The sequence below is a fragment of the Mycobacterium sp. JS623 genome, from assembly GCF_000328565.1.
GTDB lineage: Bacteria > Actinomycetota > Actinomycetes > Mycobacteriales > Mycobacteriaceae > Mycobacterium.
Genome location: NC_019966.1, coordinates 4016884 through 4043149 on the forward strand (window position 1 = coordinate 4016884; position 26266 = coordinate 4043149).

Annotated in this window: 27 protein-coding genes and 3 pseudogenes; 9 read left to right on the forward strand and 21 right to left on the reverse strand. The window is 65.7% G+C overall.

The window, feature by feature from the left end:
- Window positions 1–33: 33 nt before the first annotated feature.
- The 9 genes and pseudogenes from MYCSM_RS19695 to hrcA form a co-directional block, all read right to left on the reverse strand.
- Window positions 34–354, reverse strand: coding sequence for a hypothetical protein (locus MYCSM_RS19695; RefSeq protein ID WP_015307918.1), 321 nt, complete (start codon window positions 352–354; stop codon window positions 34–36).
- Window positions 347–1636 carry a hemolysin family protein gene (locus MYCSM_RS19700; RefSeq protein ID WP_015307919.1) on the reverse strand — a complete coding sequence of 430 codons (1290 nt, stop codon included), beginning with the start codon at window positions 1634–1636 and terminating at the stop codon, window positions 347–349. The genes MYCSM_RS19695 and MYCSM_RS19700 overlap by 8 nt, the downstream gene beginning before the upstream one ends.
- Window positions 1633–2169 carry an rRNA maturation RNase YbeY gene (gene ybeY, locus MYCSM_RS19705; protein ID WP_015307920.1) on the reverse strand — a complete coding sequence of 179 codons (537 nt, stop codon included), beginning with the start codon at window positions 2167–2169 and terminating at the stop codon, window positions 1633–1635. Before ybeY ends, MYCSM_RS19700 begins: the two co-directional genes overlap by 4 nt.
- Window positions 2170–2173: 4 nt before the next feature.
- A pseudogene (locus tag MYCSM_RS38330) lies at window positions 2174–2509 on the reverse strand (PhoH family protein); the annotation flags it as partial.
- Between the two features lie 258 nt (window positions 2510–2767).
- Window positions 2768–3598: pseudogene (locus tag MYCSM_RS38910) on the reverse strand (LAGLIDADG family homing endonuclease); the annotation flags it as partial.
- Window positions 3587–4285: pseudogene (locus tag MYCSM_RS38340) on the reverse strand (PhoH family protein); the annotation flags it as partial. The pseudogenes MYCSM_RS38910 and MYCSM_RS38340, both read right to left, overlap by 12 nt.
- Before the next feature lie 90 nt (window positions 4286–4375).
- A complete protein-coding gene (locus MYCSM_RS19715) occupies window positions 4376–5119 on the reverse strand; it encodes a 16S rRNA (uracil(1498)-N(3))-methyltransferase (protein WP_015307922.1) in 744 nt (247 codons plus the stop codon).
- A 6-nt stretch (window positions 5120–5125) separates the two neighbouring features.
- The gene (gene dnaJ / locus MYCSM_RS19720) at window positions 5126–6268 is read right to left on the reverse strand and encodes a molecular chaperone DnaJ (protein ID WP_015307923.1); all 1143 of its coding nucleotides are present in this window, start codon (window positions 6266–6268) and stop codon (window positions 5126–5128) included.
- Between the two features lie 22 nt (window positions 6269–6290).
- Window positions 6291–7322, reverse strand: a complete 1032-nt coding sequence (gene hrcA / locus MYCSM_RS19725; protein WP_015307924.1) for a heat-inducible transcriptional repressor HrcA — start codon at window positions 7320–7322, stop codon at window positions 6291–6293.
- Between the two features lie 146 nt (window positions 7323–7468).
- Between hrcA and MYCSM_RS19730 the strand changes: the two genes are divergently transcribed.
- On the forward strand, window positions 7469–7783 hold the full coding sequence (locus MYCSM_RS19730; protein WP_015307925.1) for a type II toxin-antitoxin system VapB family antitoxin: 315 nt from the start codon (window positions 7469–7471) through the stop codon (window positions 7781–7783).
- A 97-nt stretch (window positions 7784–7880) separates the two neighbouring features.
- On the opposite strand, the gene MYCSM_RS19735 is transcribed toward MYCSM_RS19730, so the two are convergent.
- The 5 genes from MYCSM_RS19735 to hemW all read right to left on the reverse strand — a co-directional run bounded on the left by MYCSM_RS19735 (window position 7881) and on the right by hemW (window position 13514).
- On the reverse strand, window positions 7881–10430 hold the full coding sequence (locus MYCSM_RS19735; protein WP_015307926.1) for a DEAD/DEAH box helicase: 2550 nt from the start codon (window positions 10428–10430) through the stop codon (window positions 7881–7883).
- A gap of 212 nt (window positions 10431–10642) precedes the next feature.
- A complete protein-coding gene (locus tag MYCSM_RS19740) occupies window positions 10643–10975 on the reverse strand; it encodes a hypothetical protein (RefSeq protein ID WP_015307928.1) in 333 nt (110 codons plus the stop codon).
- A gap of 69 nt (window positions 10976–11044) precedes the next feature.
- Window positions 11045–11740, reverse strand: coding sequence for an anti-sigma factor family protein (locus MYCSM_RS19745; protein WP_015307929.1), 696 nt, complete (start codon window positions 11738–11740; stop codon window positions 11045–11047).
- The gene (locus MYCSM_RS19750; protein WP_015307930.1) at window positions 11737–12252 is read right to left on the reverse strand and encodes a sigma-70 family RNA polymerase sigma factor; all 516 of its coding nucleotides are present in this window, start codon (window positions 12250–12252) and stop codon (window positions 11737–11739) included. The genes MYCSM_RS19745 and MYCSM_RS19750 overlap by 4 nt, the downstream gene beginning before the upstream one ends.
- Before the next feature lie 89 nt (window positions 12253–12341).
- Window positions 12342–13514 carry a radical SAM family heme chaperone HemW gene (gene hemW, locus MYCSM_RS19755; RefSeq protein WP_015307931.1) on the reverse strand — a complete coding sequence of 391 codons (1173 nt, stop codon included), beginning with the start codon at window positions 13512–13514 and terminating at the stop codon, window positions 12342–12344.
- 292 nt (window positions 13515–13806) lie between these two features.
- Here hemW and MYCSM_RS19760 point away from each other — a divergent pair, with 292 nt between their 5' ends.
- From MYCSM_RS19760 to MYCSM_RS19775, 4 genes are read left to right on the forward strand one after another with little or no spacing between them, the layout of a single operon-like run.
- Complete coding sequence (locus tag MYCSM_RS19760) at window positions 13807–15474, forward strand: nitrite/sulfite reductase (RefSeq protein ID WP_015307932.1); 1668 nt, start codon at window positions 13807–13809, stop codon at window positions 15472–15474.
- Window positions 15475–15502: 28 nt separating this feature from the next.
- A complete protein-coding gene (locus MYCSM_RS19765; RefSeq protein WP_015307933.1) occupies window positions 15503–16207 on the forward strand; it encodes a phosphoadenylyl-sulfate reductase in 705 nt (234 codons plus the stop codon).
- On the forward strand, window positions 16186–16908 hold the full coding sequence (locus tag MYCSM_RS19770) for a sirohydrochlorin chelatase (RefSeq protein ID WP_041312441.1): 723 nt from the start codon (window positions 16186–16188) through the stop codon (window positions 16906–16908). The genes MYCSM_RS19765 and MYCSM_RS19770 overlap by 22 nt, the downstream gene beginning before the upstream one ends.
- Before the next feature lie 4 nt (window positions 16909–16912).
- A complete protein-coding gene (locus MYCSM_RS19775; protein ID WP_015307935.1) occupies window positions 16913–17920 on the forward strand; it encodes a YncE family protein in 1008 nt (335 codons plus the stop codon).
- Between the two features lie 19 nt (window positions 17921–17939).
- On the opposite strand, the gene MYCSM_RS19780 is transcribed toward MYCSM_RS19775, so the two are convergent.
- The 6 genes from MYCSM_RS19780 to MYCSM_RS19800 all read right to left on the reverse strand — a co-directional run bounded on the left by MYCSM_RS19780 (window position 17940) and on the right by MYCSM_RS19800 (window position 22278).
- The gene (locus MYCSM_RS19780; protein ID WP_015307936.1) at window positions 17940–18998 is read right to left on the reverse strand and encodes a sulfate/molybdate ABC transporter ATP-binding protein; all 1059 of its coding nucleotides are present in this window, start codon (window positions 18996–18998) and stop codon (window positions 17940–17942) included.
- 13 nt (window positions 18999–19011) lie between these two features.
- Complete coding sequence (cysW, locus tag MYCSM_RS19785) at window positions 19012–19830, reverse strand: sulfate ABC transporter permease subunit CysW (RefSeq protein WP_015307937.1); 819 nt, start codon at window positions 19828–19830, stop codon at window positions 19012–19014.
- The gene (cysT, locus tag MYCSM_RS19790) at window positions 19827–20711 is read right to left on the reverse strand and encodes a sulfate ABC transporter permease subunit CysT (RefSeq protein WP_015307938.1); all 885 of its coding nucleotides are present in this window, start codon (window positions 20709–20711) and stop codon (window positions 19827–19829) included. Before cysT ends, cysW begins: the two co-directional genes overlap by 4 nt.
- Complete coding sequence (locus tag MYCSM_RS19795) at window positions 20708–21736, reverse strand: sulfate ABC transporter substrate-binding protein (protein WP_015307939.1); 1029 nt, start codon at window positions 21734–21736, stop codon at window positions 20708–20710. Before MYCSM_RS19795 ends, cysT begins: the two co-directional genes overlap by 4 nt.
- A gap of 118 nt (window positions 21737–21854) precedes the next feature.
- Window positions 21855–22136, reverse strand: a complete 282-nt coding sequence (locus MYCSM_RS39105; RefSeq protein ID WP_442928504.1) for an Ms4533A family Cys-rich leader peptide — start codon at window positions 22134–22136, stop codon at window positions 21855–21857.
- Window positions 22084–22278 carry a hypothetical protein gene (locus MYCSM_RS19800; RefSeq protein WP_041312444.1) on the reverse strand — a complete coding sequence of 65 codons (195 nt, stop codon included), beginning with the start codon at window positions 22276–22278 and terminating at the stop codon, window positions 22084–22086. The genes MYCSM_RS39105 and MYCSM_RS19800 overlap by 53 nt, the downstream gene beginning before the upstream one ends.
- Window positions 22279–22393: 115 nt before the next feature.
- Between MYCSM_RS19800 and MYCSM_RS19805 the strand changes: the two genes are divergently transcribed.
- From MYCSM_RS19805 to MYCSM_RS19820, 4 genes are all read left to right on the forward strand, one after another.
- Window positions 22394–24424: a glycoside hydrolase family 15 protein gene (locus MYCSM_RS19805; RefSeq protein WP_015307941.1), complete on the forward strand. Its 2031-nt coding sequence runs from the start codon at window positions 22394–22396 to the stop codon at window positions 24422–24424.
- A 95-nt stretch (window positions 24425–24519) separates the two neighbouring features.
- Window positions 24520–24777 (forward strand): ANTAR domain-containing protein, encoded by a 258-nt coding sequence (locus MYCSM_RS19810; protein ID WP_015307942.1) that lies wholly within the window; start codon window positions 24520–24522, stop codon window positions 24775–24777.
- Between the two features lie 92 nt (window positions 24778–24869).
- Window positions 24870–25223, forward strand: a complete 354-nt coding sequence (locus MYCSM_RS19815) for a YidH family protein (protein WP_015307943.1) — start codon at window positions 24870–24872, stop codon at window positions 25221–25223.
- Complete coding sequence (locus MYCSM_RS19820) at window positions 25220–25531, forward strand: DUF202 domain-containing protein (protein WP_015307944.1); 312 nt, start codon at window positions 25220–25222, stop codon at window positions 25529–25531. Before MYCSM_RS19815 ends, MYCSM_RS19820 begins: the two co-directional genes overlap by 4 nt.
- 1 nt (window position 25532) lies before the next feature.
- Here MYCSM_RS19820 and MYCSM_RS19825 read toward each other — a convergent pair whose 3' ends face one another.
- Window positions 25533–26243 carry a sensor domain-containing protein gene (locus MYCSM_RS19825; RefSeq protein WP_232425820.1) on the reverse strand — a complete coding sequence of 237 codons (711 nt, stop codon included), beginning with the start codon at window positions 26241–26243 and terminating at the stop codon, window positions 25533–25535.
- Window positions 26244–26266 lie beyond the last annotated feature (23 nt).

Consider the following 26266-nt stretch of genomic DNA (forward strand, 5'->3'; position numbering starts at 1 on the left):
GCCCGAATCGCGATCTGTGCGCAGTTTCGGCGATCACTGGGCGACCGTGCCCGCCCGGTCGGTGACGATCACCGCGGCGTCGCTCGAGAGCTCGCGCACTGCCGCCACTCCCGCGTCGTCGGCCGATCCGCCGACGAGCACCGCAGCCTCCAGGCCCGTCGCACCGCTGGACACCGCGGCCGCGACCGCCGCCTGCAGTGCCGTCAGCCGCAAGGCGTCGAGTGCGACGGGTGCGCCCGCATACGTGCGACCGTCGAGATCGCGCACCGCGGCTCCACTGCCCGCTTCGGCCCGGCCCATCGCCCCTCGCGCCAGCACCACCAGCTTGGCGTCCTCGCCGTTCAACTCAGTCATTGCGCTCCTCGGATTCCGGGGTGGGGCTGACCAGCACGGTGCCGATCCGGACCCGGCCGCGGTGATCGGGGCCGCCTTCGGCCTTCAGCCGCAGCCCGTCCCACGTCACCTCGGCGCCCGGCAGCGGGACACGGCCAAGCTCCAACGCCACCAGGCCGCCGACCGTGTCGACGTCGAGATCCTCATCGAACGAGATGTCATACAGCTCGCCAAGGTCTTCGATGGACAGCCGCGCCGACACCCGAAAGTGCTTGTCGCCCAGGTCTTCCACCGGTGCGACCTCGTCGGTGTCGTACTCGTCGGCGATTTCGCCGACGATCTCCTCGAGCACGTCCTCGATGGTGACCAGTCCCGCGATCGCGCCGTACTCGTCGACCAGCAACACCATGTGCACGCGATCGCGCTGCATCTCGCGCAGCAGCGCATCCAGCGGTTTGGAGTCCGGCACGAACACCGCGGGGCGCATCACCGCGGACACCTTGGTATCGCGGCCCCCGTTGGTCGAGTAATACGTCTTCTGCACAAGGTCTTTGAGGTAGACCACGCCGACGACATCGTCGACGTTCTCGCCGATGACCGGGATCCGCGAGTGACCGCTGCGCACCGCCAGCGACGTGGCCTGCCCGGCCGTCTTGTCGTTCTCGATCCACACCATCTCGGTGCGCGGCACCATCACCTCACGGGCGGGGGTGTCGCCGAGTTCGAAGACCGACTGGATCATCCGTCGCTCGTCGTCGGCCACCACGCCGCGCTGCTGCGCCAGGTCCACGACCTCACGCAGCTCGATTTCGGAGGCGAACGGACCGTTGCGGAAACCGCGGCCGGGTGTCAGCGCGTTACCGATCAACACCAGCAGCCGGCTGATCGGGGTGAGCAATACCGAAATCGCCTGCAGCGGAAGGGCGGCCACCAACGAGATGCTGTACGCGTTCTGCCGTCCAACCGTACGGGGTCCGACGCCGATCGCGACGAAGCTGACCACCACCATGATCGCGGCGGCGGTGAACAACCCCCAGCCGACACCAAGCAGGCCGTCCAGATAGGCGACGAGAAGCACCGTCGCCGTCACTTCGCATGTGATACGCAGCAGCACAACAAGATTGATGTATCGCGGCCGCTCCACCATGACGCGTGCCAACCGCACCGCTCCCGGCCGCTCGTCGCGCACGAGCTCCTCGACACGGGCCACCGACACCGTGCTGATGGCGGCGTCGATCGCTGCGAACAGTCCGCCGAGGCCGATGAGCGCGATCGCGCCGACGAGCGGGCCGATGCCGGTCACGGCTCGTCGAAGTATCGGGACGTATCCAGTAGCCGTCGATCCTTCTCGGACTTGCGGTCCTGGTGGTACGCCTCGACCTGGTCGGCCACCCACTCCTCGAGCAGTTGGCGCTGCAGGGCGAACATTTCTTTTTCCTCGTCCGGCTCGGCATGGTCGTAGCCGAGCAGGTGCAGCACGCCGTGCACGGTCAACAGCGCGAGCTCCTGCCCCAGCGTATGGCCGGCCGCGCTGGCCTGCTTCGCCGCGAATTCCGGGCACAGCACGATGTCACCCAGCATGGACGGCCCTGGCTCGGGTGCGTCCGGTCGACCCCCCGGCTCCAGCTCGTCCATCGGAAAGCTCATCACGTCGGTCGGACCCGGCAGATCCATCCAGCGCATGTGCAGATCGGCCATGGCCGCGGTGTCGAGCAGCACCATCGACAGTTCCGCCGAGGGGTTCACCTTCATCTTGCGGATGACGAACCGGGCGACGCTGATCAGTTCCTCTTCGGATACGTCGATGCCCGACTCATTGGACACCTCGATGCTCACACGGTCACCTTCGCGATCGGGTGCCCGTTGCGCGCCGCTGCGCCCGGTTCATCAGCGCGGGCTCCTCGGACTTGGCGTAGGCGTCGACGATTTCGGATACCAGTCGGTGCCGGACGACGTCGGCGCTGGTGAGTTCGGAGAAGTGAATGTCGTCGATGCCGTCAAGAATACCCATCGCGGCACGCAGCCCCGACCGGGCCCCGCCGGGCAGGTCGACCTGCGTAATATCGCCCGTCACAACAATTTTGGAGTTGAACCCGAGCCTCGTCAGGAACATCTTCATCTGCTCGCCGGTAGTGTTCTGCGCCTCGTCGAGGATGATGAAAGCGTCGCTCAGCGTGTTGTGGGTCAGTAGGAAGTCCTCGGTTACGTAAAGCGAGTCCTCTGCAGCGACCTGGATACACACGGCTTCCTCAGTGCCTGCAGGCTCGATACGTTCGATGAACCGCATCGGATGGCCGCCGCCAGCCGCGTCATATTTCGCCGCCTTGCGAGCGAGACGGAACGGCCGCAGTCCCTCAGGAAGTCGAATGTCTAGGATGTGCGCGTCGTGTCGGTGATGGACATCTCGACCACGTGCCAGTCCGGGTTTGCGGCCCTCCGCCTTACGGGTGCGTACATAGACGACCCCACCGACAGACTGGACGAGAAACCTCACGTCGTCGCGCAACCGATCCGAGATCGTCGAGAACTGGATGCGACAAGTTCGTCCCGTTTGGCCAACGGAGCCGCCATCCGAGTCGAAAAGACCCTGCAGAACACCGAGACGGACCTCAGGCGAATTAAAGAGGTAGTCCCTCGGTACAAACTTGGTATCGGATTTCGCCCCGGCAAGACCCAATTCGCGCATCGCTTTGGTGACTGGGTTCGGAACGGCGGTATCCCCACCATTGCCAGAGCTTCTGGTGAGGACGTAGTCGACCTCGGATTTGCGTCTGACTTGAATGCCAGGAATCAAGCGGGCCAACGCTTGTACCAATTCCGGATCAGTCGTAGCGAACGATGGGCTGGTCCTGGAGGAAAAACACCCGTCGCCAAGCAGCAGCCCTAGCGCGTACGGATCAAGCGGCACCGGGCGCGTCTCGAACGTCACCGGCGCGCTGAGCAGTGGCAGTTCGTAGCGGTGGTAGTGCGCCGCGCGGAGGTTGCCGATCATCTCCTTCGTCGCGAGCACGCGAACCGGCTTGCCACGTCGTTTGTCGTCGCGGGTGTGCACTGACCACAGATGGTCACCGGACGCGAGCGTCGACGAACCGTCCTGCGTGTAGACCCGGTAAATCTCTTTAAAGCCTTGTGGATAAACGCCGAGGACCTCTGTAGGGCGCCCATCCGAACCGATCACGAAATCGCCGACCTCGATGTCACCTATCGCCTGGAAACCGTCGGGCGTCAAGACCTCTGTGAACAACGGCTGCGCGCGTCCACGCATATACGCCAGCGGCGCGACCTCAATGATCCCGGCGTTCATCAGCTTTGGGATCGATTCGGGATCCATCATGTCGTACAGCGCGTCATACAGCGGGCGCAAATACGGATCGATCTTCTCGCTTAGCGTGCCTGGCAGGAAGCCAAGGCGCTCACCCGCCTCGACGGCTGGGCGGGTGAGGATGATCCGATTCACTTGTTTGGTCTGTAATGCGTTGACCGCCTTGGCCATTGCCAAATACGTCTTGCCGGTACCGGCGGGCCCGATGCCGAACACGACGGTATGCGCGTCGATCGCGTCGACGTATCGCTTCTGGTTCAGTGTCTTCGGCCGAATCGTCTTGCCGCGCCTCGACAGAATGTCGAGCGTCAGCACCTCTGCGGGTGACTCATCGCCCGTGCCGGTCAGCATCGCGACGCTGTGCCGCACTGCGTCGGGGGTGAGGCGCTGGCCACTGGCCACGATCGCCACCAGTTCGGAGATCACCCGTTCGGCCAGCGCGACGTCGGCGGGCTCGCCGGACAGGGTCAGCGCATTGCCGCGGGCATGGATATCGGCGGCGAGGATGCTCTCGAGAGCACGCAAATTCTCGTCGGCGGAACCTAGCAGGCCCACGACGAGGTCGGGCGGAACATTGATGCTGCTGCGAACGGGCGAGTCCGAGTCAGCGTTCGTCTCGCGGGGCGTCACGTGGGGTTTTCTGCCTGCTTTCTGGGTTGTGGCCTGGCTATTTGCTGTTGAATACCCATTTTACCGCCGGGTACGGACGCATCCCAATGCTTAACCAACTGACCACCGCGCGGTCAGTGCGCCCAGCGCGCCCAATGCGACGGCTGCCGCGGTCGACGTCCGCAGCACCGATGGTCCGAGTTGCACTGCCGTCGCCCCCGCGTTGGTCAGCGCCGCGATCTCGTCGTCCGCGATTCCTCCCTCAGGGCCGATAATGAGCATTATTGAATTCGCTTGTGCCACTGGCACTTCAGTCAGTTTGACGGTGGCCGACTCGTGCAAGACGAGCGCCATCGCAGCACTGTCATCTACGCGCTGCACAAGCTCGGCCGTCGACACCATCCCGCTGACCGGCGGAATGTGCGGCCGCCGCGACTGACGGGCCGCCGATCGGGCCACCGCGCCCCACCGCCGCAGGCCCTTGTCGATCTTCGCCTGCGATTCCCACCTGGCCACGCACCTGGACGCGTGCCAGGCCACGAACGCGTCGGCGCCCGCCTCGGTGGCCAGCTCGACGGCGAGCTCAGAGCGGTCGGACTTGGGCAGCGCCTGAACGACGGTGACGCTCGGCACCGCCGCAGGAACGGTCCTGCGGTCAAACACTTTCGCAGTCAACCGGCCCTTGGCGACATCCTCGACAATGCAGTGCGCCACGGTGCCATCGCCGTCGCCGAGGTCGAGTTCCTCGCCGACACGGATGCGCCGGACGTTGGCGGCATGAAAACCCTCGTCGCCGTCGACGACCGCGAGCCCACCGACCGAAGGCAGCGCGTCGACGTAGAACAGCGCGCGCACGAATGCCTAACGGCCAGTGAAGGTTTCGCGCAACCGGCTGAAGAACCCGCTGCCCGCCGAGGCGCTCTGGCTGGAGCGGACCTCGGCCACGTCGCGTACGCGTTTCTCCTTCAGCTTGTGCAGCAGTTCGATGTCCTCGTGGTCCAGCCGCGACGGCACCACGACCTCGACGTGGGCGTGCAGGTCGCCGCGCACGCCCGAGCGCAGATGCGGCATGCCGTGCCCGCGCAGCGTGGTCACCGACCCGGGCTGGGTGCCCGCCGGAATGGTGAGCTCGGTCGGGCCGTCGATGATCGCGTCGATGGTGACCGTGGTGCCCAGCGCTGCGTCGACCATCGGCACCGAGATCGTGCAGTGCAGGTCGTCGCCGTCGCGCACGAAGACCTCGTGCTGCTTCTCGTGGACCTCGACATACAAGTCGCCTGCGGGTCCGCCGCCGGGACCGACCTCGCCCTGGGCGGCCAGCCGCACGCGCATCCCGTCACCGACCCCGGCAGGGATCTTCACGCTGATGTCCCGTCGCGCCCGGATCCGGCCGTCGCCGCCACACCGGTGACACGGGTCGGGGATGACCTCGCCGACCCCTCCGCACACCGGGCAGGGCCGCGACGTCATCACCTGGCCGAGCAGCGACCGCTGGACGGTTTGGATCTCGCCGCGCCCGCCGCAGGTGTCGCAGGCCACGGGCGTCGAGTTGCCGTGGGTGCCCTTGCCCTGGCACGAATCGCACAGCACCGCGGTGTCGACAGTCACCTGCTTGGTCACTCCGGTGGCGCATTCTTCAAGGTCAAGCCGCATCCGCAGCAGTGAGTCCGAACCTGGGCGGACCCGCCCGATCGGGCCGCGGGAGGTGGTGCCGCCGCCGAAGAAGGCCTCGAACACATCGCCCAGCCCGCCGAAGCCGCCGAAGCCGTTACCGGCAGCGGCTGCGTTCTCCAGCGGGTCGCCGCCGAGGTCGACGATGCGACGCTTCTCCGGGTCGCTCAGCACCTCGTAGGCGACGCTGATCTCCTTGAACTTGGCCTGGGCCTCTTCGTCGGGGTTGACGTCGGGATGCAGTTCACGGGCGAGCTTCCGATAGGCGCGCTTGATCTCCGAATCGCTCGCCCCCCTGCTCACCCCGAGCAGCCCGTAGTAATCGCGTGCCACGCCAAACCTTTCCAAAGCCGCGCTAGCGGCTGCCTAAGACTTCGCCTATATAGAGAGCAACCGCAGCGACATTAGCGATAGTTCCCGGATAGTCCATCCGCGTGGGTCCCAACACCCCCATGCCGCCGTACACCTTGCCCGAACTGCCGTAGGTGGTGCTAACCACCGACGTGCCCGCCATCTGCTCGGCCTCGGTCTCGTGCCCGATCCGCACGGTGACCTTTCCGGCCTCCTGCTGAGCGGCCAGCAGTCGCAGCACGACCACCTGCTCTTCGAGCGCCTCCATCACCGAGCGCAGTGAACCGCCGAAGTCCGCGGTGTTCTGCGCGAGGTTGGCGGTGCCGCCGAGGACCAGCCGTTCCTCGCTGTGCTCGACCAACGTCTCCACCAGCACGGTGGCCGCCCGGCCGACCGCGTCGGCGAGCCCGCCGCTGCCGTTGAGGTGCGACGCCAGGTCGGACACCGCGACCGAGGCGGCCGCCAGCGGCTTGCCCTCCATCGCCTGACCGAGCCGGTCGCGCAGCTGGGACAACTCGTGTTCGTCGATCGCGTCGCCGAGCTCGACGATTCGCTGGTCGATGCGGCCGGAGTCGGTGATCACGACCAGCAGAAGCCGGGCGGGCGTCAGGGCGACGACCTCGAGGCGCCGCACGCTCGAGGTGGACAGCGTGGGGTATTGCACGATCGCGACCTGGCGGGTGAGCTGGGCCAACAGCCGAACGGCGCGGCGCAGCACGTCGTCGAGGTCAACGCCGGATTCGAGGAAGGTCAGGATCGCGCGGCGCTCGGAGGCCGACAGCGGCTTGACATCGTCGAGCCGGTCGACGAACTCGCGATAGCCCTTCTCGGTGGGCACTCGACCCGAGCTGGTGTGCGGCTGGGCGATGTAGCCCTCGGCCTCCAGGACGGCCATGTCGTTGCGGACGGTGGCGCTGGAGACGCCGAGATTGTGCCGTTCGACGAGCGTCTTCGAACCGATCGGCTCCTTGGTGGATACGAAGTCGGCGACGATGGCACGCAGCACCTCGAAGCGACGGTCTTCGGCGCTACCCAATTGTTCACCTCCCTTTCGCAACCAATCGTCGTTCATTTTACGGTGATCAGCAGGGCGGATACCGCGCGAGCCATTGTTCGCGTGGCGTCCAGGTGGTTTACGACTACCCTTTGCCATGTGGCGCCGCCGGGTCAGAGATCATCGCGATGATCTTCAAAGGCGTCCGCGAGGGCAAGCCCTACCCCGACCATGGCCTCTCCCAACGGCAGTGGGCGCAGATTCCGCCGCGGCAACTTCGGCTCGACGAGTTGGTCACCACCACCACGGTGCTGGCGCTGGATCGATTGCTGTCGGAGGACTCGACGTTCTACGGCGACCTCTTTCCGCACGCGGTGAGATGGAAGGGAATCGTCTATCTGGAGGACGGACTGCATCGCGCAGTGCGCGCGGCGCTGCGCAACCGGACGGTGCTACACGCTCGCGTGTTCGACATGGACATGCCGCTTGCGCAGCAGACTTAGAACGACGGCGCTGAAAGCCTGGCAGCCGAGGATCGAATACACCGGAATCCGCTCGAGGAGGCCGACGGGTGCGTAGTCGTGGCCCCTCCCAGACTCCTCAGTCCAGGCGTCCGGCGTCGACCACGCGAATCACTGCCGCGCCCTCTTCATCGGACGCCTCCAGATCCACTTCCGCGTCGAAGCCCCAATCATGGTCGCCTGCAGGATCATCGAGGATCTGCCGCACTCGCCACACGTCGGGCTGCCGGTCGATGATCAGCATTGCCGGTCCCCTCGCGTCGGCGCCGATTCCAACGTCGTCGTGCTCGCCGAAGTACGCATCGATGACCTCCTCCCAGCGCTCGGACGTCCAGCCGGAGGCGGAATCCAATTCGCCGAGATCGTCCCCGCGGCGCCGCGCGAACAGCTCGACCCGCCGGAACAGCGCGTTGCGGACCATCGCGGTGAACGCCCGCTCGTTGCCCGTCAGCGGACGCGGACGCGCTGGGACTGCGACGGGCATGTCGAGTGGCCGATCCGGACTCGTGAGCTGCTCCCACTCGTCGAGCAGGCTGGAATCGACTTGGCGGACAAGCTCGCCGAGCCACTCGACGATGTCGGTGACTTCCTCGGTGCGCGCGGCGGCGGGCACACCGGACCGCAGCGCCTTGAAGGCATCGGAAAGGTAGCGCAGGACTGAGCCCTCTGAGCGGGTCAGCCCGTAGACGCTGACGAACTCCCGGAAGGTGAACGCGCGCTCCCACATCTCGCGAACAACGGACTTCGGCGACAGCTGCCCGTCGGCGGCCCACGGGTTGCTCTGCAGGTATACCTCGAAGGCGTGGCTCAGCAGCTCGTCGAGCGGCTTGGGATAGGTGACGTCGTCCAGCAACTCCATTCGCTCGTCGTACTCGATGCCCTCGGCCTTCATCTGGGCGATCGCCTCGCCCCTGGCCTTCTTCAGCTGCGCCGCCAAGATCTGACGAGGATCCTCCAGGGTCGCCTCGATGACCGAGACGACGTCCAGCGCAAAGGTTTCCGACGCCGGGTCGAGCACGTCGACGGCGGCCAAAGCGAACGTCGACAGCGGTTGGTTGAGGGCGAAGTCGGGGGGCAGGTCGACGGTCAGTCGGTAGCGCCGTCCGTCGGGTTGGTCACCGGCCGCATCGACCCTTTCAATGACGCCCGCCTGCAGTAGCGAGCGAGCGATGCCGACCGCCTCGCGTACGTGGTGCAGTTGCCGCTTGCGCGGCTCGTGATTCTCGGTGAGCAGCCTGCGCATCGCGGCGAACGGGTCACCGGGACGATCGACGACATCGAGGATCATCGCCGTCGACACCCGCATGTTGCTCGTCAGCGGTTCGGGGGCGGCCTCAATCAGGCGCGTCATCGTTGACTCGCTCCATGGCACCATGCCCTCGGGCACCTTGCGCCGCACCAGTTTTCGACGCTTCTTCGGCTCGTCGGCGACCTTGGCGAATTGCTTGAGGTTTTCCACCTCGTGATCTGGCGCCTGGACGACGACAGTGCCTGCGGTGTCGTAGCCTGCCCGCCCCGCCCGCCCGGCGATCTGGTGGAACTCGCGGGCGTTGAGCAGTCGGGTACGGACACCGTCGTACTTCGACAGAGCCGAGAAGACGACCGTCCGGATCGGCACGTTGATGCCGACGCCGAGGGTGTCAGTGCCACAGATGACCTTGAGTAGGCCCGCCTGGGCGAGCTGTTCCACCAGCCGCCGGTACTTGGGCAGCATCCCGGCGTGGTGAACGCCGATCCCATGTCGAACCAGCCGCGACAGCGTCGTGCCGAACGCCGTAGAAAAGCGGAACCCGCCGATCATGTCGGCGATCGCGGCCTTCTCGTCCTTGGTGCATACGTTGACGCTCATCAGCGCCTGCGCCCGCTCCAGTGCCGAGGCTTGAGTGAAGTGGACGACGTAGATCGGCGCCTGTCTGGTGTCGAGCAGGTCGCCGATTGTCTCGTGCATCGGCGTTGTCGCGTAGTAGTGGTGGAGCGGAACCGGGCGCTCGGCGTTGGCCACCAGCGCCGTCGTCCGGCCCGTACGACGGGTCACGTCCTCGCGGAGGAACGTGACGTCGCCGAGCGTCGCAGACATCAGCAGGAATTGCGCCTTCGGCAGTTCAAGCAGCGGTACCTGCCACGCCCAGCCGCGGTCGGGGTCGCCGTAGAAATGGAATTCATCCATGACAACCAAGCCGATATCGGCGTCCGCGCCCTCGCGCAATGCGATGTTCGCCAGTACCTCTGCCGTGCAGGCGATGATCGGCGCCCCCGCGTTGACAGAGGCGTCGCCGGTGAGCATGCCAACGTTCGCTGCCCCGAACACGTCGCAAAGAGCGAAGAACTTCTCGCTGACCAACGCCTTGATCGGCGCCGTGTAGTAGCTTTGCCGTTTTGCTGCCAGCGCCGCGTACAGCGCGCCGGTGGCCACCAGCGACTTACCTGAGCCGGTCGGTGTTGCCAGGACGACGTTCGCGCCGCTGACCAATTCGATGAGCGCTTCCTCCTGCGCCGGGTAGAGCACGGTGCCCTGCGCCTCGGCCCACGCGGCGAAGGAGGCAAACAGCTCGTCGGCGTCGCCGCCCTTCGCGCGCAGCTCGGACAAGTCGCCCGGATCGTCGAGAAGGGAAGCAGCTGTGGTGGACATCGGGCGGGGTGGTGGGAGGGACATCGTGAAGACAAGCGTGCCCGACAGGGACGCTAGTTCGAAATCATGATCGTCAGAACCCTGGTCGGCGCGCGCGACGACGGCGGGGTTGTCGAACTGACAGCACACACGGTGTGGGAGTCGCTGGCTGCGATCCGCGCATTCGCCGGCGACGACATCACGACCGCCGTCGTCGAACCCGAAGCTAGAACTCAGCGCGGCGGCGGCTGCGAGCCGGCGTCCTCCGGATCCACCTCCACCGCATACGAAGTGATGGCGGTGATCTCGTCGCCGCTGAATTCGTAGATGTCGCAACTGGCGACCGCGGTCATCCCGTCGGGCCGGGTGTAGTGGGCGAACGTGTCGACTGCGACGACATCCGACCCCGCGGCGACCACACATCGGTCGTAGGTGGTCGTGGTGCCTTCGAGGCTTTCCAACGTTTCGCCACAGGTGTGGCGCACGGCGTCGGCGCCCTCGAGAACCATGTACCCGACGATCGTCCACCGCACATCCTTGGCGAGGTCTGCTTCGCGAAATCGCACGTATTGCGCGTCCCACTCGCACTTCCTCGCAACAAGTGCGATCTCGCGGACCCCAAGGCTGGATCGCGACTAGCGCAATGTCGTGATCGCCAGCGGCTCGTTGCTGCCGGACACCCGGATGTCGACCGTCCGAATCTGTTTGGTGGGAATGCTCGTCGCGGCCGACAGCCCCGTCGCCTCATCTCCGGCGGGCTGCCATGAGCCCACCGTCTTCTGCGCGCCGTCGTGTGTCGTCACGACGATGTCGTAACTGGCGACGTTGCGTGACCAGTCCTTGGTGTACTGGCACGCCCAATTCAGCTCGGTGCCCCACTTCTTCTCGGTGACGGCGAGCTCGGCGGTGAGCCCACCGCGCGGCGTCGGCTGCATTGCCTGCATCGCGACCGTCTGCGTCGGCGCCGCAGAATTCGGGAAGACCGTCGCCCCCACGATGCCGCCGGCGATCAGCAGTGCGGCCGCCGATGTGACCGCGGTCGCGAGCCACATGCGCCGCGAGCGCTGCTGCCGCTGGGCTGCCGCGTGCGCGAGCGACGCGATGTTGTCGGGTCGCTGCTCTGCGGGCGGGGCACCGGCAAGGTCGGTCAACGCGACCGCTTCGTCACGGCTCAACGCGTTGAGAATGCCTGGCAACCCGGCGAATTCGGTGAGCTCCGCTGCCCGCGCGGGGTTGGCCGCGAGGTAGCTCTCATACGTCCGCCGCTCATCAAGGCTCAGCGCGCCGAGCACGTAGGCGGCGTCCCATTCAGCAATGTCGTCATCATTCATCGGACAACCCCCCTCTCCTGCAAGGCAATTCGCAAGGCACGAAGCGCGTAGTGAAGCCGCGACTTCACCGTGCCCTCCGGAATCCCCTCTTGCTGCGCGATATCGGCCACTGTTTGGCCGAGATAGTAGGCCCGCACGATCGCGGTGCGATGCTCTGGCGACAGCGATGTCAGAGCGTCGGACAGGATCCACTTGTCGAACGCCGGGCCGATCGCATCGGGCGTCGGCTGCTCGGGCATGTACTCACTCTGCAGTTCGCGGGTGTAGCGCGCGCTGCGCCGGTCGTCGATCACCAGATTGCGGGCAACGGTGTACAGCCACTTGCGGACGTTCTCAGTTGGCTGCCCCAGCACCTCCGGCTTGCGCCAGAGCCGCAGCAGCGACTCCTGCACCACGTCTTCGGCGAACGGCATGTCACCCCTGGTCAGTCTCAACACATAGCGCAGCAGCGGTTGGCTGTGCTCGTCGTGCACAGCCCGCAGCAGCGCCGCCTGCTCGGAATCGTCCGTCACCCGCGCATCCCTTGCTTTCGGTAAGCCTCCGTTGAGCACAACGATGCAACGCAGGTGAATCGTTCAACGAGTTTTGCGCAGAATGCCCGCTAGCCAAGCAGCGTGCGAACCACCGCGTCGGCCAGCAGGCGCCCGCGGTCAGTGAGCACCAGCCGATCGGCGCGCACTGTCACGAGGCCGTCGTCGATCACGGTCGCGGCGCGGGCCCGCTCGCCGTCGCCCAATACGGACATCGGTAGGCCGTCGTTCAGCCGCAGCCGCAGCATCACGTCCTCGACATGCGCGGTGGCGGCATCGAGCTGTTCGAAATCGGCCACCGGCAACAGGCCGTCGGCCAAGGACTGCGCATAAGCGTTGGGGTGCTTGACATTCCACCACCGAGTGGCGCCGACATAACCATGCGCGCCCGGCCCGGCGCCCCACCATTCGCCGCCGTTCCAATAGCCGATGTTGTGTCGGCATTCGCCGCCGGGCCTGCTCCAGTTGGAGACCTCGTACCAATCGAAGCCTGCCGCCGACAGCCGGGCATCGAGCAACTCGTAGCGCTGGGCGAGCACATCGTTGTCGGGCGCCGCGATTTCGCCGCGACGCACCCGACGCGCCAACGCCGTGCCGTCTTCGACAACCAGCGCGTAGGCCGACACGTGGTCGACGCCCGCCTCGATCACCGCATCGGCCGAGCGGCACAGGTCGTCGTCGGACTCCCCGGGCGTGCCATAGATGAGGTCAAGGTTGAGGTGGTCGAAGCCGGCTTGGCGGGCTTCGCGGGCGGCGTCTAGCGCCCGGCCCGGCGAATGCACCCGGTCGAGCACCGCCAACACACGCGGGACGACGGACTGCATGCCTAGCGACACCCGGGTGAAGCCCGCCGTGCGCAGCTGCTCGAAAAATGCAGGCGAAGTGGACTCCGGATTCGCCTCGGTCGTCACCTCCGCGCCGGGAGCCAGCGTGAAGTGTGCGCGAATCGCATCGAGCACAGCAGCCAACCCGTCGCCGCCCAGCATCGAGGGCGTCCCGCCGCCGACGAACACGGTGTCCACCGCGGGCGCACCGACACGCGACGCCGCCAGGCCGAGTTCGGCCCGCAACGCCTCCAGCCAGCCATCGGGGTTCGCGCCCCCCAGCTCACCGGGTGTGTAGGTATTGAAGTCGCAGTAGCCGCAGCGGGTCGCGCAGAACGGCACGTGAACATAGACGCCGAACGGCCTGCCCGGCACGCTGGCCAGCACGGGCAGCTCCACCGGAGCCGTTCGGACGGTCATGCAGCCATTCTCCCAGACGCGACTTTTGCTCAGCCTGAGTGCAAATCTGTCCCGGTTAGGGCATATGTCGGTGTCCGTGGCACAATTGGCGACGTGACTGCCGCCCGCTTCCCCCAGCGTGTATCCCTGGTGGCGCGGTTGCATGTCGACCTCAAGCGCGTTTGTACCTGTTGTTGTCTGCCTTGACGCGCTGACCTGCCCACCTGTACTTCAGCTGGCCGCCGGATCTGCGCCGCCGGACAGCCCACCGGTGAATCGCGCGATCCGGCTCCAATAAGGAGCCCACACCAACATGACCACCGCCAAGCCCGTCAAACGCCCACGTGGCGAGGGCCAATGGAAACTCGGCTATCGCGAACCGCTCAACGCCAACGAGCAATTCAAAAAGGATGACGACGCGCTGAACGTGCGCGCCCGCATCGTCGACATCTACTCCAAGCAGGGCTTCGACAGCATCGACAAGCAGGATCTGCGCGGCCGGATGCGCTGGATGGGCCTGTACACGCAGCGCGAGCAGGGCTACGACGGCACCTGGACCGGCGACGAGAACGCCGACATCCTCGAGGCGAAGTACTTCATGATGCGGGTGCGCTGCGACGGCGGCGCGCTGACCAACGCCGCGCTGCGCACCATCGGCGAGATCTCCACCGAGTTCGCCCGTGACACCGCCGACATCAGCGACCGCGAGAACGTCCAATACCACTGGATCCGCATAGAAGACGTGCCGCAGATCTGGGAGCGGCTGGCCGCTGTCGGCCTGCAGACCACCGAGGCGTGCGGCGACTGCCCGCGCGTGGTGCTGGGTGGCCCACTGAACGGGGAGTCCGTCGACGAAGTGCTCGACCCGAGCTGGGCGGTGGACGAGATCGTCCGCCGTTACATCGGCAACCCCTCGTTCTCCAATCTGCCGCGTAAGTACAAGACCGCTATCTCGGGCTTGCAGGACGTCGCCCACGAGGTCAACGACATCGCGTTCATCGGCGTCAACCATCCCGAGCACGGGCCGGGCCTGGACATCTGGGTCGGTGGCGGGCTGTCCACCAACCCGATGCTGGCGCAGCGCCTCGGCGCGTGGGTGCCGCTCGACGAGGTGCCCGACGTGTGGGAGGCCGTCACGTCGGTGTTCCGCGACTACGGCTACCGCCGGTTGCGCAGCAAGGCGCGGCTGAAGTTCCTGATCAAAGACTGGGGCGTGGAGAAGTTCCGCCAGGTGGTCGAGGACGAGTACCTGGGCCGCAAGCTGATCGACGGCCCCGCGCCCGAACCGCTGAAGCACCCGATCGACCACGTCGGCGTGCAGAGGCAGAAGAACGGCCTGAACGCCGTCGGCGTCGCGCCGATCGCGGGTCGAGTGTCCGGCACCATCCTGACCAAGGTGGCCGACCTTGCCGAGGCGGCAGGTTCGGACCGGATCCGGCTCACGCCGTATCAGAAGCTGGTCATCCTCGATGTCCCGGACGACAAGCTCGACGCACTGGTCGCGGGGCTGGACGCGCTCGGGCTGCCGTCGCGGCCGTCGGGGTGGCGCAAGAACTTGATGGCCTGCACCGGTATCGAGTACTGCAAGCTGTCGTTCGCCGAGACCCGCAATCGGGCTCAGGTGCTGGTGCCCGAGCTGGAGAAGCGGCTCGAGGACATCAACGCCCAGCTCGACGTGCCGATCACGGTCAACATCAACGGCTGCCCGAACTCGTGCGCCCGCATCCAGGTCGCCGATATCGGGTTCAAGGGCCAGATGATCGACGACGGCGACGGGCCAGTCGAGGGTTTCCAGGTGCATCTGGGCGGCAGCCTGGGCCTGGACAGCGGTTTCGGCCGAAAATTGCGCCAGCACAAGGTGCTGTCCACCGAGCTCGGTGACTACATCGACAGGGTGGTTCGCAATTTCGTGAAACAACGCGAGCAGGGTGAGCGTTTCGCTACGTGGGCAGTACGAGCAGACGAGGCGGATTTGCGATGAGCGCCAGCGCGAAGAGCGAAGGACAGAGATGACTGACCTTGTAAATCCAACAGACCTACAGCAGCTGGCCGAGCGGGCCGCGGCGGAGTTGGAAGGCGCGAGCGCGCTGGATCTACTGCGCTGGACCGACGAGAACTTCGGCGGCAATTACGTCGTGGCGTCCAACATGCAGGATGCGGTGCTCGTCGATCTGGCGTCGAAGGTACGGCCCGGTGTGGACGTGTTGTTCCTGGACACCGGCTACCACTTCGTCGAGACGATCGGCACGCGTGACGCGGTCGAGGCGGTGTACGACATCAACGTCGTCAACGTCACGCCGGAGAACAGCGTCGAAAAGCAGGACCGGCTGTTCGGCAAGGACCTGTTCGCCCGCGAGCCGAACGAATGCTGCCGGATGCGCAAGGTCGAGCCGCTGTCGGCGGCGCTGCGCGGCTACACCGCGTGGGTGACGGGCATCCGTCGCGTCGAGGCGCCGACGCGTGCCAACGCGCCGTTCATCAGCTGGGACAAGGCTTTTGGGCTGGTGAAGATCAACCCGATCGCGGCGTGGACCGATGAGGACATGCAGGCCTACATCGACGACAACGACGTATTGGTGAATCCGCTTGTGTTCGAAGGCTATCCGTCGATCGGCTGCGCTCCGTGCACGGCGAAGCCCATCGAGGGACAGGATCCGCGCAGCGGCCGGTGGGCCGGCCAGTCCAAGACGGAATGCGGTCTGCACGCGTCGTGACGACTCTTGTTCTTACAGCGCACGGCAGTGCCGATCCGCGATCGGCGGCATCGGCGCATGAGGTGGCGCGCACCATCCGCAGGATGCGACGCGATGTCGACGTGCAGGTGGCGTTCTGCGAGCAGAACTTCCCCAACCTGCGGGACGTGTTGTCCGCCGCCGGATGCAATGCTGTCGTGGTGCCGCTGTTGCTCGCCGATGCGTACCACGCGCGCGTCGACATCCCGGCGCTGATTGCGCAGTCTGGGATGGGCGCGCGGCAGGCCGGCGTGCTCGGCGAGGACGACCGACTCATCGCGGTGCTTCGGCAGCGGCTGACTCACGCGGGCGTGTCCCCACTCGACCCCGACGTGGGCGTGCTCGTCACTGCCGTCGGTTCCTCACGCCCCCAAGCCAATGCGCGCACCGCGATGGTGGCAGAGTACCTCGGGCAGCACACCCAGTGGCTGACGACGACGGCGTTCGCGACGGGACCGCGTCCGGCTCTTGCGGAGGCCGCCGATGCCCTGCGTAGCCGCGGCGCCGCGCGGCTGATCATCGCGCCGTGGTTCCTGGCTCACGGCCGGATCACCGACCGCATCGCCGCATTCGCGCGTGCCCAAGGGATTCCGATGGCCGCACCGCTCGGCCCACACCGCCTGGTGGCGGACACGGTCTTGGACCGCTTCGACCAGGCTCTCGAGGACCGCGCCGCGGCCTGAGCCGATGACCGCCAGACTGCTGCATGCGGTGGTCATCGTCGCGATGATCGCGACAGGATGCGCGAACCATTCATCGTCGCAATCAACTTCGCCGCTTCCATTGCAGCCGGCCGGCGACATCCCTCTTCCGGGGGACAATTCACGGTTCGACTACGCAAGCCTCGATACACAACGCGGACTCTTGTTTGTCGCTCACCTGGGGGCCAGCGAAGTTGTCGAAATCGACGTGCGTGCGCACCGGGTAGTGCGAACCGTGCCGAACATTTCGCAAGTCCACGGAGTGTTGGCCGTAGGCGCCGGAGGACGGGTGTATGCCACGGCCACCGGTACGAATCAGGTTGTCGCGCTTGATGAGAACACCGGCGCCGAGATCGGGCGTGCACCGACCGGTGACTACCCTGACGGACTGGCTTACGACCCGCGTCGAAACACGATTTGGACCACCAACGAAGTCGCGGGAACCGAGACGATCGTCGACGCCGCGACCCTGCAGCCACGCGGGACGGTTGATCTCGGCGGCGAGGTGGGCAACGTCGGCTACGACTCGACGATCGACCGGATGCTGCTTGCCGTCCAGGGCGGAAACGAACTGGCCGTCATCGACCCTGCCGCGATGACCGTCGAAAGGAGAGTCGAACTGCCCGGTTGTGAACATCCGCACGGGCTGGCCATGGATGCCACTGACCGAATGGTATTCGTTGCATGCGATCAAAACGCCACCCTTATCACCGTCGACGAAAACACTTGGCGCGTAACGGGCACTAACCACGTGGGTGACGACCCGGACGTTCTTGCCTACGACGACACGGCCGATCGGCTGTACGTCGCGGCCGAGAGCGGCGCTGTCACAGTGCTAGACGCTCGCGACCGCGCGCTCTCCCCGAAAGGTTCAGGTCATTTGGCCGACGGAGCGCACGTGGTTGCGGTCGATCCGACCACGCACCGCAGTTTCTACCCCGTTCCAAATGGATCGGACGGGCATCCAGTGCTCCTGGTTCGTGCGGCGGCATAGCTTCGCGAGCCGGAAGAACTCAGGCCTTCGTCAGCGACTCGTCCTCGTCAGCGATATCGGATCGCGGGGTAACGGTGGCACCGGGCAGCGGAGGAATACGCGTGGCGCGCACGTACACAGTGTCGCCTTCCTTCAGCCCTAGAGCTTCGGCGTCGCCGCGGGTGATCTGCGCGGTGAACGGCGTGCGATCGGCCGCGCTGGTCAGTTCGACGCGAACCTCGAAGCCCAGCACCACAATTCGATCGATGACCGCACGCACGACACCCGTGGCCTGAACCGAATCGTCACTGGTCGCGATCGCCATCTCCGGATTGCGGCCCACCCGGATGTCGTGGGGGCGAACCAGCGAACCATTCAACGAGGACACCGCGCCGAGGAACGACATCACAAACGCGTTGGCGGGCGCGTCGTAAACCTCCGTCGGCGAGCCGACCTGCTCGATGCGGCCCTTGTTGAGTACCGCGATCCGGTCAGCGACATCAAGCGCTTCGGCCTGGTCGTGCGTGACCAACACAGTGGTGACGTTCACCTCGTCGTGCAGCCGACGCAGCCACGCCCGCAAGTCCTCGCGGACCTTGGCGTCCAGCGCGCCGAACGGCTCGTCGAGCAACAGCACCTCGGGATCGACAGCGAGCGCGCGCGCAAGCGCCATGCGTTGGCGCTGCCCGCCCGATAGCTGATTGGGGTACCTGGTCTGAAAACCCGCCAGCCCCACCACTTCCAGAAGGTTGTCGACCTTCTCCTTGATCTCAGCCTTCGGCTTCTTGCGGATCTTGAGACCGAATGCGACGTTGTCACGCACAGTCAGATGCTTGAACGCCGCATAGTGCTGGAACACGAAGCCGATACCGCGTCGCTGCGGCGGGATATGGGTGACGTCGCGGCCGTTGATCGTGACGGAGCCGGTGTCGGGCAGATCGAGTCCGGCGATGGCGCGCAACAACGTCGACTTGCCTGAGCCGCTGGGGCCTAGCAGCGCGGTCAGCGAGCCGGACGGCACCTCGAAGTCGACGTTGTCCAGTGCCGCGAAGTCGCCGTAATGCTTGTTGGCACCTCGCACGACGATTGCGTCGGTCATAACTTTCGTCTCCTTATGCCTGCTTGCTCGCGCGCGAACGCCGGGCGTCGAGGACCACCTGAACAATCAGAACGATCACCGCCACCGTCATGAGCAGCGTCGACACCGCGTAGGCGCCATACTCCGAGCCACGGGCGTAACGGTCAGCCACCAACAGCGTGAGTGTCTGCGAACTTCCCGGCAGGTTGGACGACACCATGATGACAGCGCCGAACTCGCCGAGCGTCCTCGCGATCGTCAGCACGACGCCGTAGGTCAGGCCCCACCGAATCGACGGCAGGGTGATCCGCCAAAACGTCTGCCACCACTGCGATCCGAGCGTAGCGGCCGCCTCCTCCTGATCGGTGCCGATCTCGTGAAGCACCGGCTCGACCTCTCGGATCACGAACGGCACGGTGACGAAGATGCTGGCCAACACGATGCCGGGGAAGCCAAAGATGATTTTGAAGCCGAGGTTGTTTTCGACGAACCCGAATAGTCCCGCCGAACCCCACAGCAGGATCAGCGCGACACCCACCACGACCGGCGACACCGCGAAGGGCAGATCGATCACGGCCTGCAGCGCGCTCTTGCCCCGGAACCTGTTGCGCGCCAACACCAATGCGGTCGGCACTCCGAACAGCACGTTCAACGGCACCACGATCGCCACGACGAGCAGCGACAGCTGCAGAGCGGATATTGCCGCGGGCGTGCTGATCGAGTCGAAGAATGCGCCGATGCCGGGCTGGAAGGTGCGCCACAGGATCAATGCGACGGGAACTATGACAAGGAGCCCGACATAGGCGAGGGCAAGGTAGCGAAGGAGATGCCGGACCGCCGGCGACAGTGTCATTGCGCCAGCTCCTGACGCTTGGCCGCCCGAGAACCGACGGCTCGCAGGATGAACAGCACGACGAACGAAATTGCAAGCAACACAATGGAGATGGCCGCTGCCCCGGTGCGGTCGTCGTTCTCGATCAGTGTGCGGATCCACTGCGACGACACCTCGGTTTCGCCGGGCACCGCGCCACCGATCAGCACCACAGATCCGAATTCGCCGATGGCACGCGAAAACGCCAGGCCTGCACCGGACAACAGCGACGGCAGTAAAGCCGGCAGGATCACGAGCGTGAAGATGGTGCGGTTGTTCGCGCCCAGCGATGCCGCGGCTTCCTCGACCTCGCGGTCGAGCTCCAGCAGCACCGGCTGCACTGAACGCACCACGAACGGCAACGTGACGAACAAGAGCGCGATGCCCACGCCCCATTTGGTGTGCTGAAGGTGAAGGTCCACCGGGCTGTTCGGCCCGTACAGGGCCAGCATCACCAGGCTGGCGACGATCGTCGGCAGCGCGAACGGCAGGTCGATCACCGAGTCGACGAGCCGCTTGCCGGGAAAGTCATCGCGGGTGAGTACCCAGGCCACCAACAGCCCGAAGACGAGGTTGACCAGGGTGACGCCTGCCGAGATCGTCAACGTCACCCGGAACGACGCCAGTGCGGCGTTCGAAGTGACCGCGGTCCAGAATGCTCCCCAGCCACCGCCCGCCGACTGCCACACGATTGCCGCCAGTGGCAGCAGCACGATGACGCTCAGCCAGATCGACGCTGCCCCGACTCGCAACGACGTCGTCCCATGCCGGCCGCCGAAGAGGCGTGGCGCCCGGCCGCCCTCACCGCTTCCGGTGAGTTCGGGCCGGGTCGCCTCCGGGTTGGGTTCGACGATTGCCGTCATCCAGTGGCCTGCTTGTAGATCTTCGTGATGCTTCCGTTGTCCTTGTCGAACAACGCGGGATCAACCGCGCTCCATCCTCCCAGATCGGCGATGGTCCACAGCTTCTGTGGCGTCGGGAAGTCGATGGCGAAGTCGGTTGCGACCGAGGGATCGACGGGCCGGAAGCCGGCCTGCGCCCAGATCTTCTGCCCTTCCTTGGTGAACAGGTAGTTCTTCAGCGCGGTGGCCTTGTCCAGGTGGGCGCTAGAAGTCACCACGGCCACCGGGTTCTCGATCTTGAAGGTCTGCGGCGGGTTGATGTGCTCGACGGGCTTGCCCTGCCGCTCGACGTTGATGGCCTCGTTCTCGTAGCTGATCAGCACGTCCCCGGTGCCCTGCAGAAACACGTCGGTGGCCTCGCGACCCGAACCCGGGCGCGTCTTGACGTGCTCGGTGACCAGCTTGTTGATGAAGTCCAGGCCGGCCTGCTGATCCTTGCCGCCGTTGCTCTTCGCGGCGTATGGCGCCAGCAGGTTCCACTTGGCGGAGCCGGAGCTCAGCGGGCTCGGCGTGACGACCTCGATGCCCGGCTGCAGCAAGTCGTCCCAGTCCTTGATGTTCTTCGGGTTGCCTTTGCGGACGACCAGTGAAACGACCGACCCGAACGGGATGCCTTTGGTGGCGTCGGCGTTCCAGTCCTTGGCGACCTTGTTGGCCTTGACCAGCCGGCTCACGTCGGGCTCCACCGAGAAGTTGACGATATCGGCGGGCTTGCCGTCGACGACCGCGCGCGACTGGTCGCCCGATGCGCCATATGACGTGGTCACGGCCACGCCCTTGCCCTCGGGGGTGGCGGCGAACGCCGGGATGATCTTCCTCCAGCCAGGCTCCGGCACCGCGTAGGCGACCAACGTCAGCGTCGTCTCAGCAGCTGGCTGATCGCCGCCGCCTGCCACATCGCTGGATCCGCCGCCGCACGCCGCGAGCAGAGTCGCAGTCACGGCCAGGGTGGCGGCGGGCCGCCAGGACTTCCGAAGGTTGAGCATTGGAGACCTTTCCTTGCAGGGGACTAACGGGACAGCCCGTCACGACGGCAAGGCGAGGAATCAGTACATGGGCATGAAAACAGCCGTTACCGACACCAAACCGCGGACGGGTATGGAGTCAGCGACAACAACAGACATCAGCGACAGCGGTGAATCCCACGGCAATGAGGGCCAAGATGTGGCCACTCTTGTTGCCGGACGCTGTACGCATGGCGCGAAGAATAACAGAGTCTGGCAACGCGCTCAGGTTGGGCCTTAGCCCTGTTAACGAGTTAGCAGCCAGGTGATGAGCACCAGGACAACGAGGATGACGAGCACCAGAGTCACCCGTGAACGCGGCATCCCGCTTACTCCTCGTCCTCGTCTTGGTGGCGCAGGCGCCGCAGGATCCGAATTCCATTGCCCAGCGCGCCGTCGAGAAGGATCGCGATTCCGTAAGCCAACGCCAACACGACCGGCATCACCACGGCGGTCTGCGCGATGAACGGCAGGCCGGAGAGCCACAGTTCAACACCGTCCCACCAGTTGAGGAAGCCGCTCACCCCGCCAGAGTATTCGATGTCCAGGACGGAGTTTGCCCGGCGCCGAGCCGAAACCCGACCGGACACGCATCGACACAAGTAGACGCCGGGCCTTGTCGCAGTCGATGATGTCCGCATGGTTCTGCAACAAACCGAGCCGTCGGACGGAGCGCCGGAGGCCAATGGGGCGGCGGCCGTTGCGGTCGACGAATCCGACGCCCCGTTCACCGTGACGGCACCGGTTCCGTATGCCGGCGGCGGGTTGCGGAACCCCTTCCCGCCCATCGCGGACTATGCGTTCCTGTCCGACTGCGAGAACACTTGCCTGATCTCGTCGGCGGGCTCGGTGGAATGGCTGTGCGTCCCCCGCCCCGACTCCCCCAGCGTGTTCGGCGCGATCCTGGACCGCGGCGCGGGCCACTTCCGGCTCGGCCCGTACGGCGTTTCGGTGCCCGCCGCCCGCCGCTACCTTCCCGGCAGCCTGATCCTCGAGACCACCTGGCAGACCCACACCGGCTGGATCATCGTGCGCGACGCGCTCGTGATGGGACCGTGGCACGACATCGACACCCGATCGCGCACGCACCGGCGCACGCCGATGGACTGGGACGCCGAGCACATCCTGCTGCGCACTGTGCGATGTGTCAGCGGCACGGTCGAATTGTTGATGAACTGCGAGCCCGCGTTCGACTACCACCGCAGTCAAGCGACATGGGAATACTCCTCGCAGGCGTACGGCGAGGCCATCGCGCGCGCCACCCGCGACCCCGACGCGCATCCGACACTGCGGCTGACCACCAACCTGCGGCTGGGGCTGGAGGGCCATGAGGCCCGCGCCCGCACGCGAATGAAGGAGGGCGACAACGTCTTTGTCGCGCTGTCCTGGTCGAAGCACCCGGTGCCACAGACCTATGACGAGGCCGCCGACAAGATGTGGCAGACCAGCGAGTGCTGGCGGCAGTGGATCAACATCGGCGACTTCCCCGATCACCCGTGGCGGTCGTATCTGCAGCGCAGCGCGCTGACGCTGAAGGGTCTGACGTATTCGCCAACAGGCGCCCTGCTGGCCGCACCGACCACGTCGTTGCCGGAAACGCCTCAGGGCGAACGAAATTGGGACTACCGCTATGCGTGGGTGCGCGATTCCACGTTCGCGCTGTGGGGCCTGTACACGTTGGGTCTTGATCGGGAGGCCGACGACTTCTTCGCGTTCATCGCCGACGTATCGGGCGCCAATAACGGTGAGCGCCATCCACTTCAGGTGATGTATGCCGTTGGTGGGGAACGCAGCCTCGTCGAAGAGGAACTGCATCACTTGTCGGGATATGACAACGCCCGTCCGGTCCGCATCGGCAACGGCGCCTATAACCAGATGCAGCACGACATCTGGGGCACGATGCTGGATTCGGTATATTTGCACGCCAAGTCGCGCGAGCAGATTTCCGACACGCTGTGGCCGGTGCTCAAGCAACAGGTCGAAGAAGCGATCAAGCACTGGCGCGAACCCGACCGCGGCATCTGGGAGGTGCGCGGCGAACCGCAGCACTTCACGTCGAGCAAGATCATGTGCTGGGTGGCGCTGGACCGCGGCTCGAAACTGGCCGAGTTGCAGGGCGAGAAGTCCTACGCGCAGCAGTGGCGGGCGATCGCCGAGGAGATCAAGGCCGACGTGTTGGCCAATGGCGTCGACTCGCGCGGCGTACTGACGCAGCGCTACGGCGACGACGCGTTGGACGCCTCGCTGCTGCTGGCGATCCTGACCCGGTTCCTGCCGGCCGATGATCCCCGGGTACGCGCAACAGTGCTGGCCATCGCCGACGAGCTGACCGAGGAAGGCCTGGTGCTGCGGTACCGCGTCGAGGAGACCGACGACGGCCTGTCCGGTGAGGAAGGTACGTTCACGATCTGCTCGTTCTGGCTGGTGTCGGCGCTGGTCGAGATCGGCGAGATCCACCGGGCCAAGCACCTGTGTGAGCGGCTGCTGTCGTTCGCCAGCCCGCTGCACCTGTACGCGGAGGAAATCGAACCGCGCACCGGCAGGCACCTCGGTAACTTCCCACAGGCGTTCACCCACCTGGCTTTGATCAACGCGGTGGTCCACGTCATCCGCGCGGAGGAAGAGGCGGACAGCTCCGGGGTGTTCGTGCCGGCCAACGCGCCGATGTAGGGACGGTAGCGAGCCGATGACGGGTCGGTAGCGCTTCAGGATCATCGCGGCTGGATGTCTTGTTGACTGCTGGCCCGTCACGCACGATGACATGCATGAGTTATCGCGTAGGTGACGACACTTCGCGTCGCGTGATCGACGTGGCCACTGGGATCCTCGTCGGGCTGCGCGGCTGCTCGGATCAGGACGCCTTCGACGAACTGGTGCGCGTCGTGCACGAAACCGGAATCGGCATCGGCCGGTTGGCGTCTAGTTTGGTTGCGCTGGCCAGTGGTTCGGCGACCGCTGAGCACGCCGAAGCGTTCGCGGTGTGGGGCGACCTGGTGCGGCGTCCGTTGGCCGCAACTTCCTGACGGTGTCGTCACGGATCTGACCCCACCGGCTCGGTGAAAGGGTCCTGTGATTTGGGTCGTCTGAGCGGGCCTTCGGACGTTAAGTTCAACCGGTGGGCGACAACGACGAAGTCGAGCCTGATTACCGCTTCACCCTGGCCAACGAACGGACGTTTCTGGCCTGGCAGCGCACCGCGCTGGGGCTGCTCGCCGGCGCCGTCGCCGTCGTCCAGCTGATTCCCGAGCTGTCGATCGCCGGGGCGCGACACATCCTCGGAATCATCTTGGCGCTGCTGGCAATTCTGACGTCCGGGATGGGAATCCTTCGGTGGCGTCAGGTCGATTTCGCCATGCGCCGAGACCTGCCGCTGCCCCGCCATCCCACGCCGATGTATCTCGGAATCGGACTGGTCGTAGTCGGCCTGCTCACGGTGGGCCTCATCGTCGTCAAGGCGATGGCCGCTTGACGAGCAACAGCGGAACCCAGCCCGAGCGAACCACATTGGCGTGGACCCGAACGTCGCTGGCAGTCTTGGCCAACGGCGCAATACTGTTGATCCGCGACACCCACGGCAAGCCAAGCGCACCACAGCTCGTCGCCGCGGGTGTCGCGGCGGCGCTCGCATTGTCGACGTACCTGATCGGCCTACGGCGTCAGCGAATGCTGGCCCAACGTCCACTGCCCCACCGCATTTCGCCTCGGCGCGAGGTCTACCTCACCGGGGGCTCGATCATTGCGCTGATTGTGATCAGCGGGCTCACGCTGATGCTGTGAGCTACTTCTTGGCTGCGTTGGCCACCATCTCATTGGCGATCGTCGCCGCCTCGTCCTTGACGTCGTAGCTACACGCCCACGCCTCGACCGTCACATTCGAAACCACCGACAAGCCGTGCTGACACGCCCAGCCCCCCGCGTCTTCCTGCGCCGTCATCTGAGTGACCAAACTATCCGCGGACATGACGTTGTCGATCTGCCACAAGTAGGTCGCGTCGGCATCGACGACCGATACTGAATAGCCCGAGCATTTCTGCCACGAGGCCTTCGAGTCGTCGAAGAACTTCTGCGCTTTCGCCGCCGACGGATACAGCACCGCGGTCTGCTCCACCCAGTGTTCGTTGTCCTCGCCAGGTTCGCGCACCACCTGGTCACGCACCGCCGTCCAGCCGCTGCCGGCGTAGACGGGCTCCTCCGCGCCGTAGATCGAGCCGAGGCAGTCCGGGTCGGACACCTCGCCGGAGTGGTCGGTCATTTGCTCGAGTTCGCTGGTGACCTTCATTTGCGTCGAGCCCATGATGCCGTTGAGCTCGCCGATCGACAGCAGGACATCGTCGAGCTTGGCTTCGGTCAGCGGGGCCACATCGACAGGCGCCGCGTTTTGCGCGCGCACCGCATTGCCGGACACCGTGCTCACGCAACCCGAGAGCAGGACGGACGCCGCGGTGACGAACCCGACGGAGCACACGCGGCTGGCCGTGCCGAGAAAGATCACCGCGCTATTGTGACCGACTT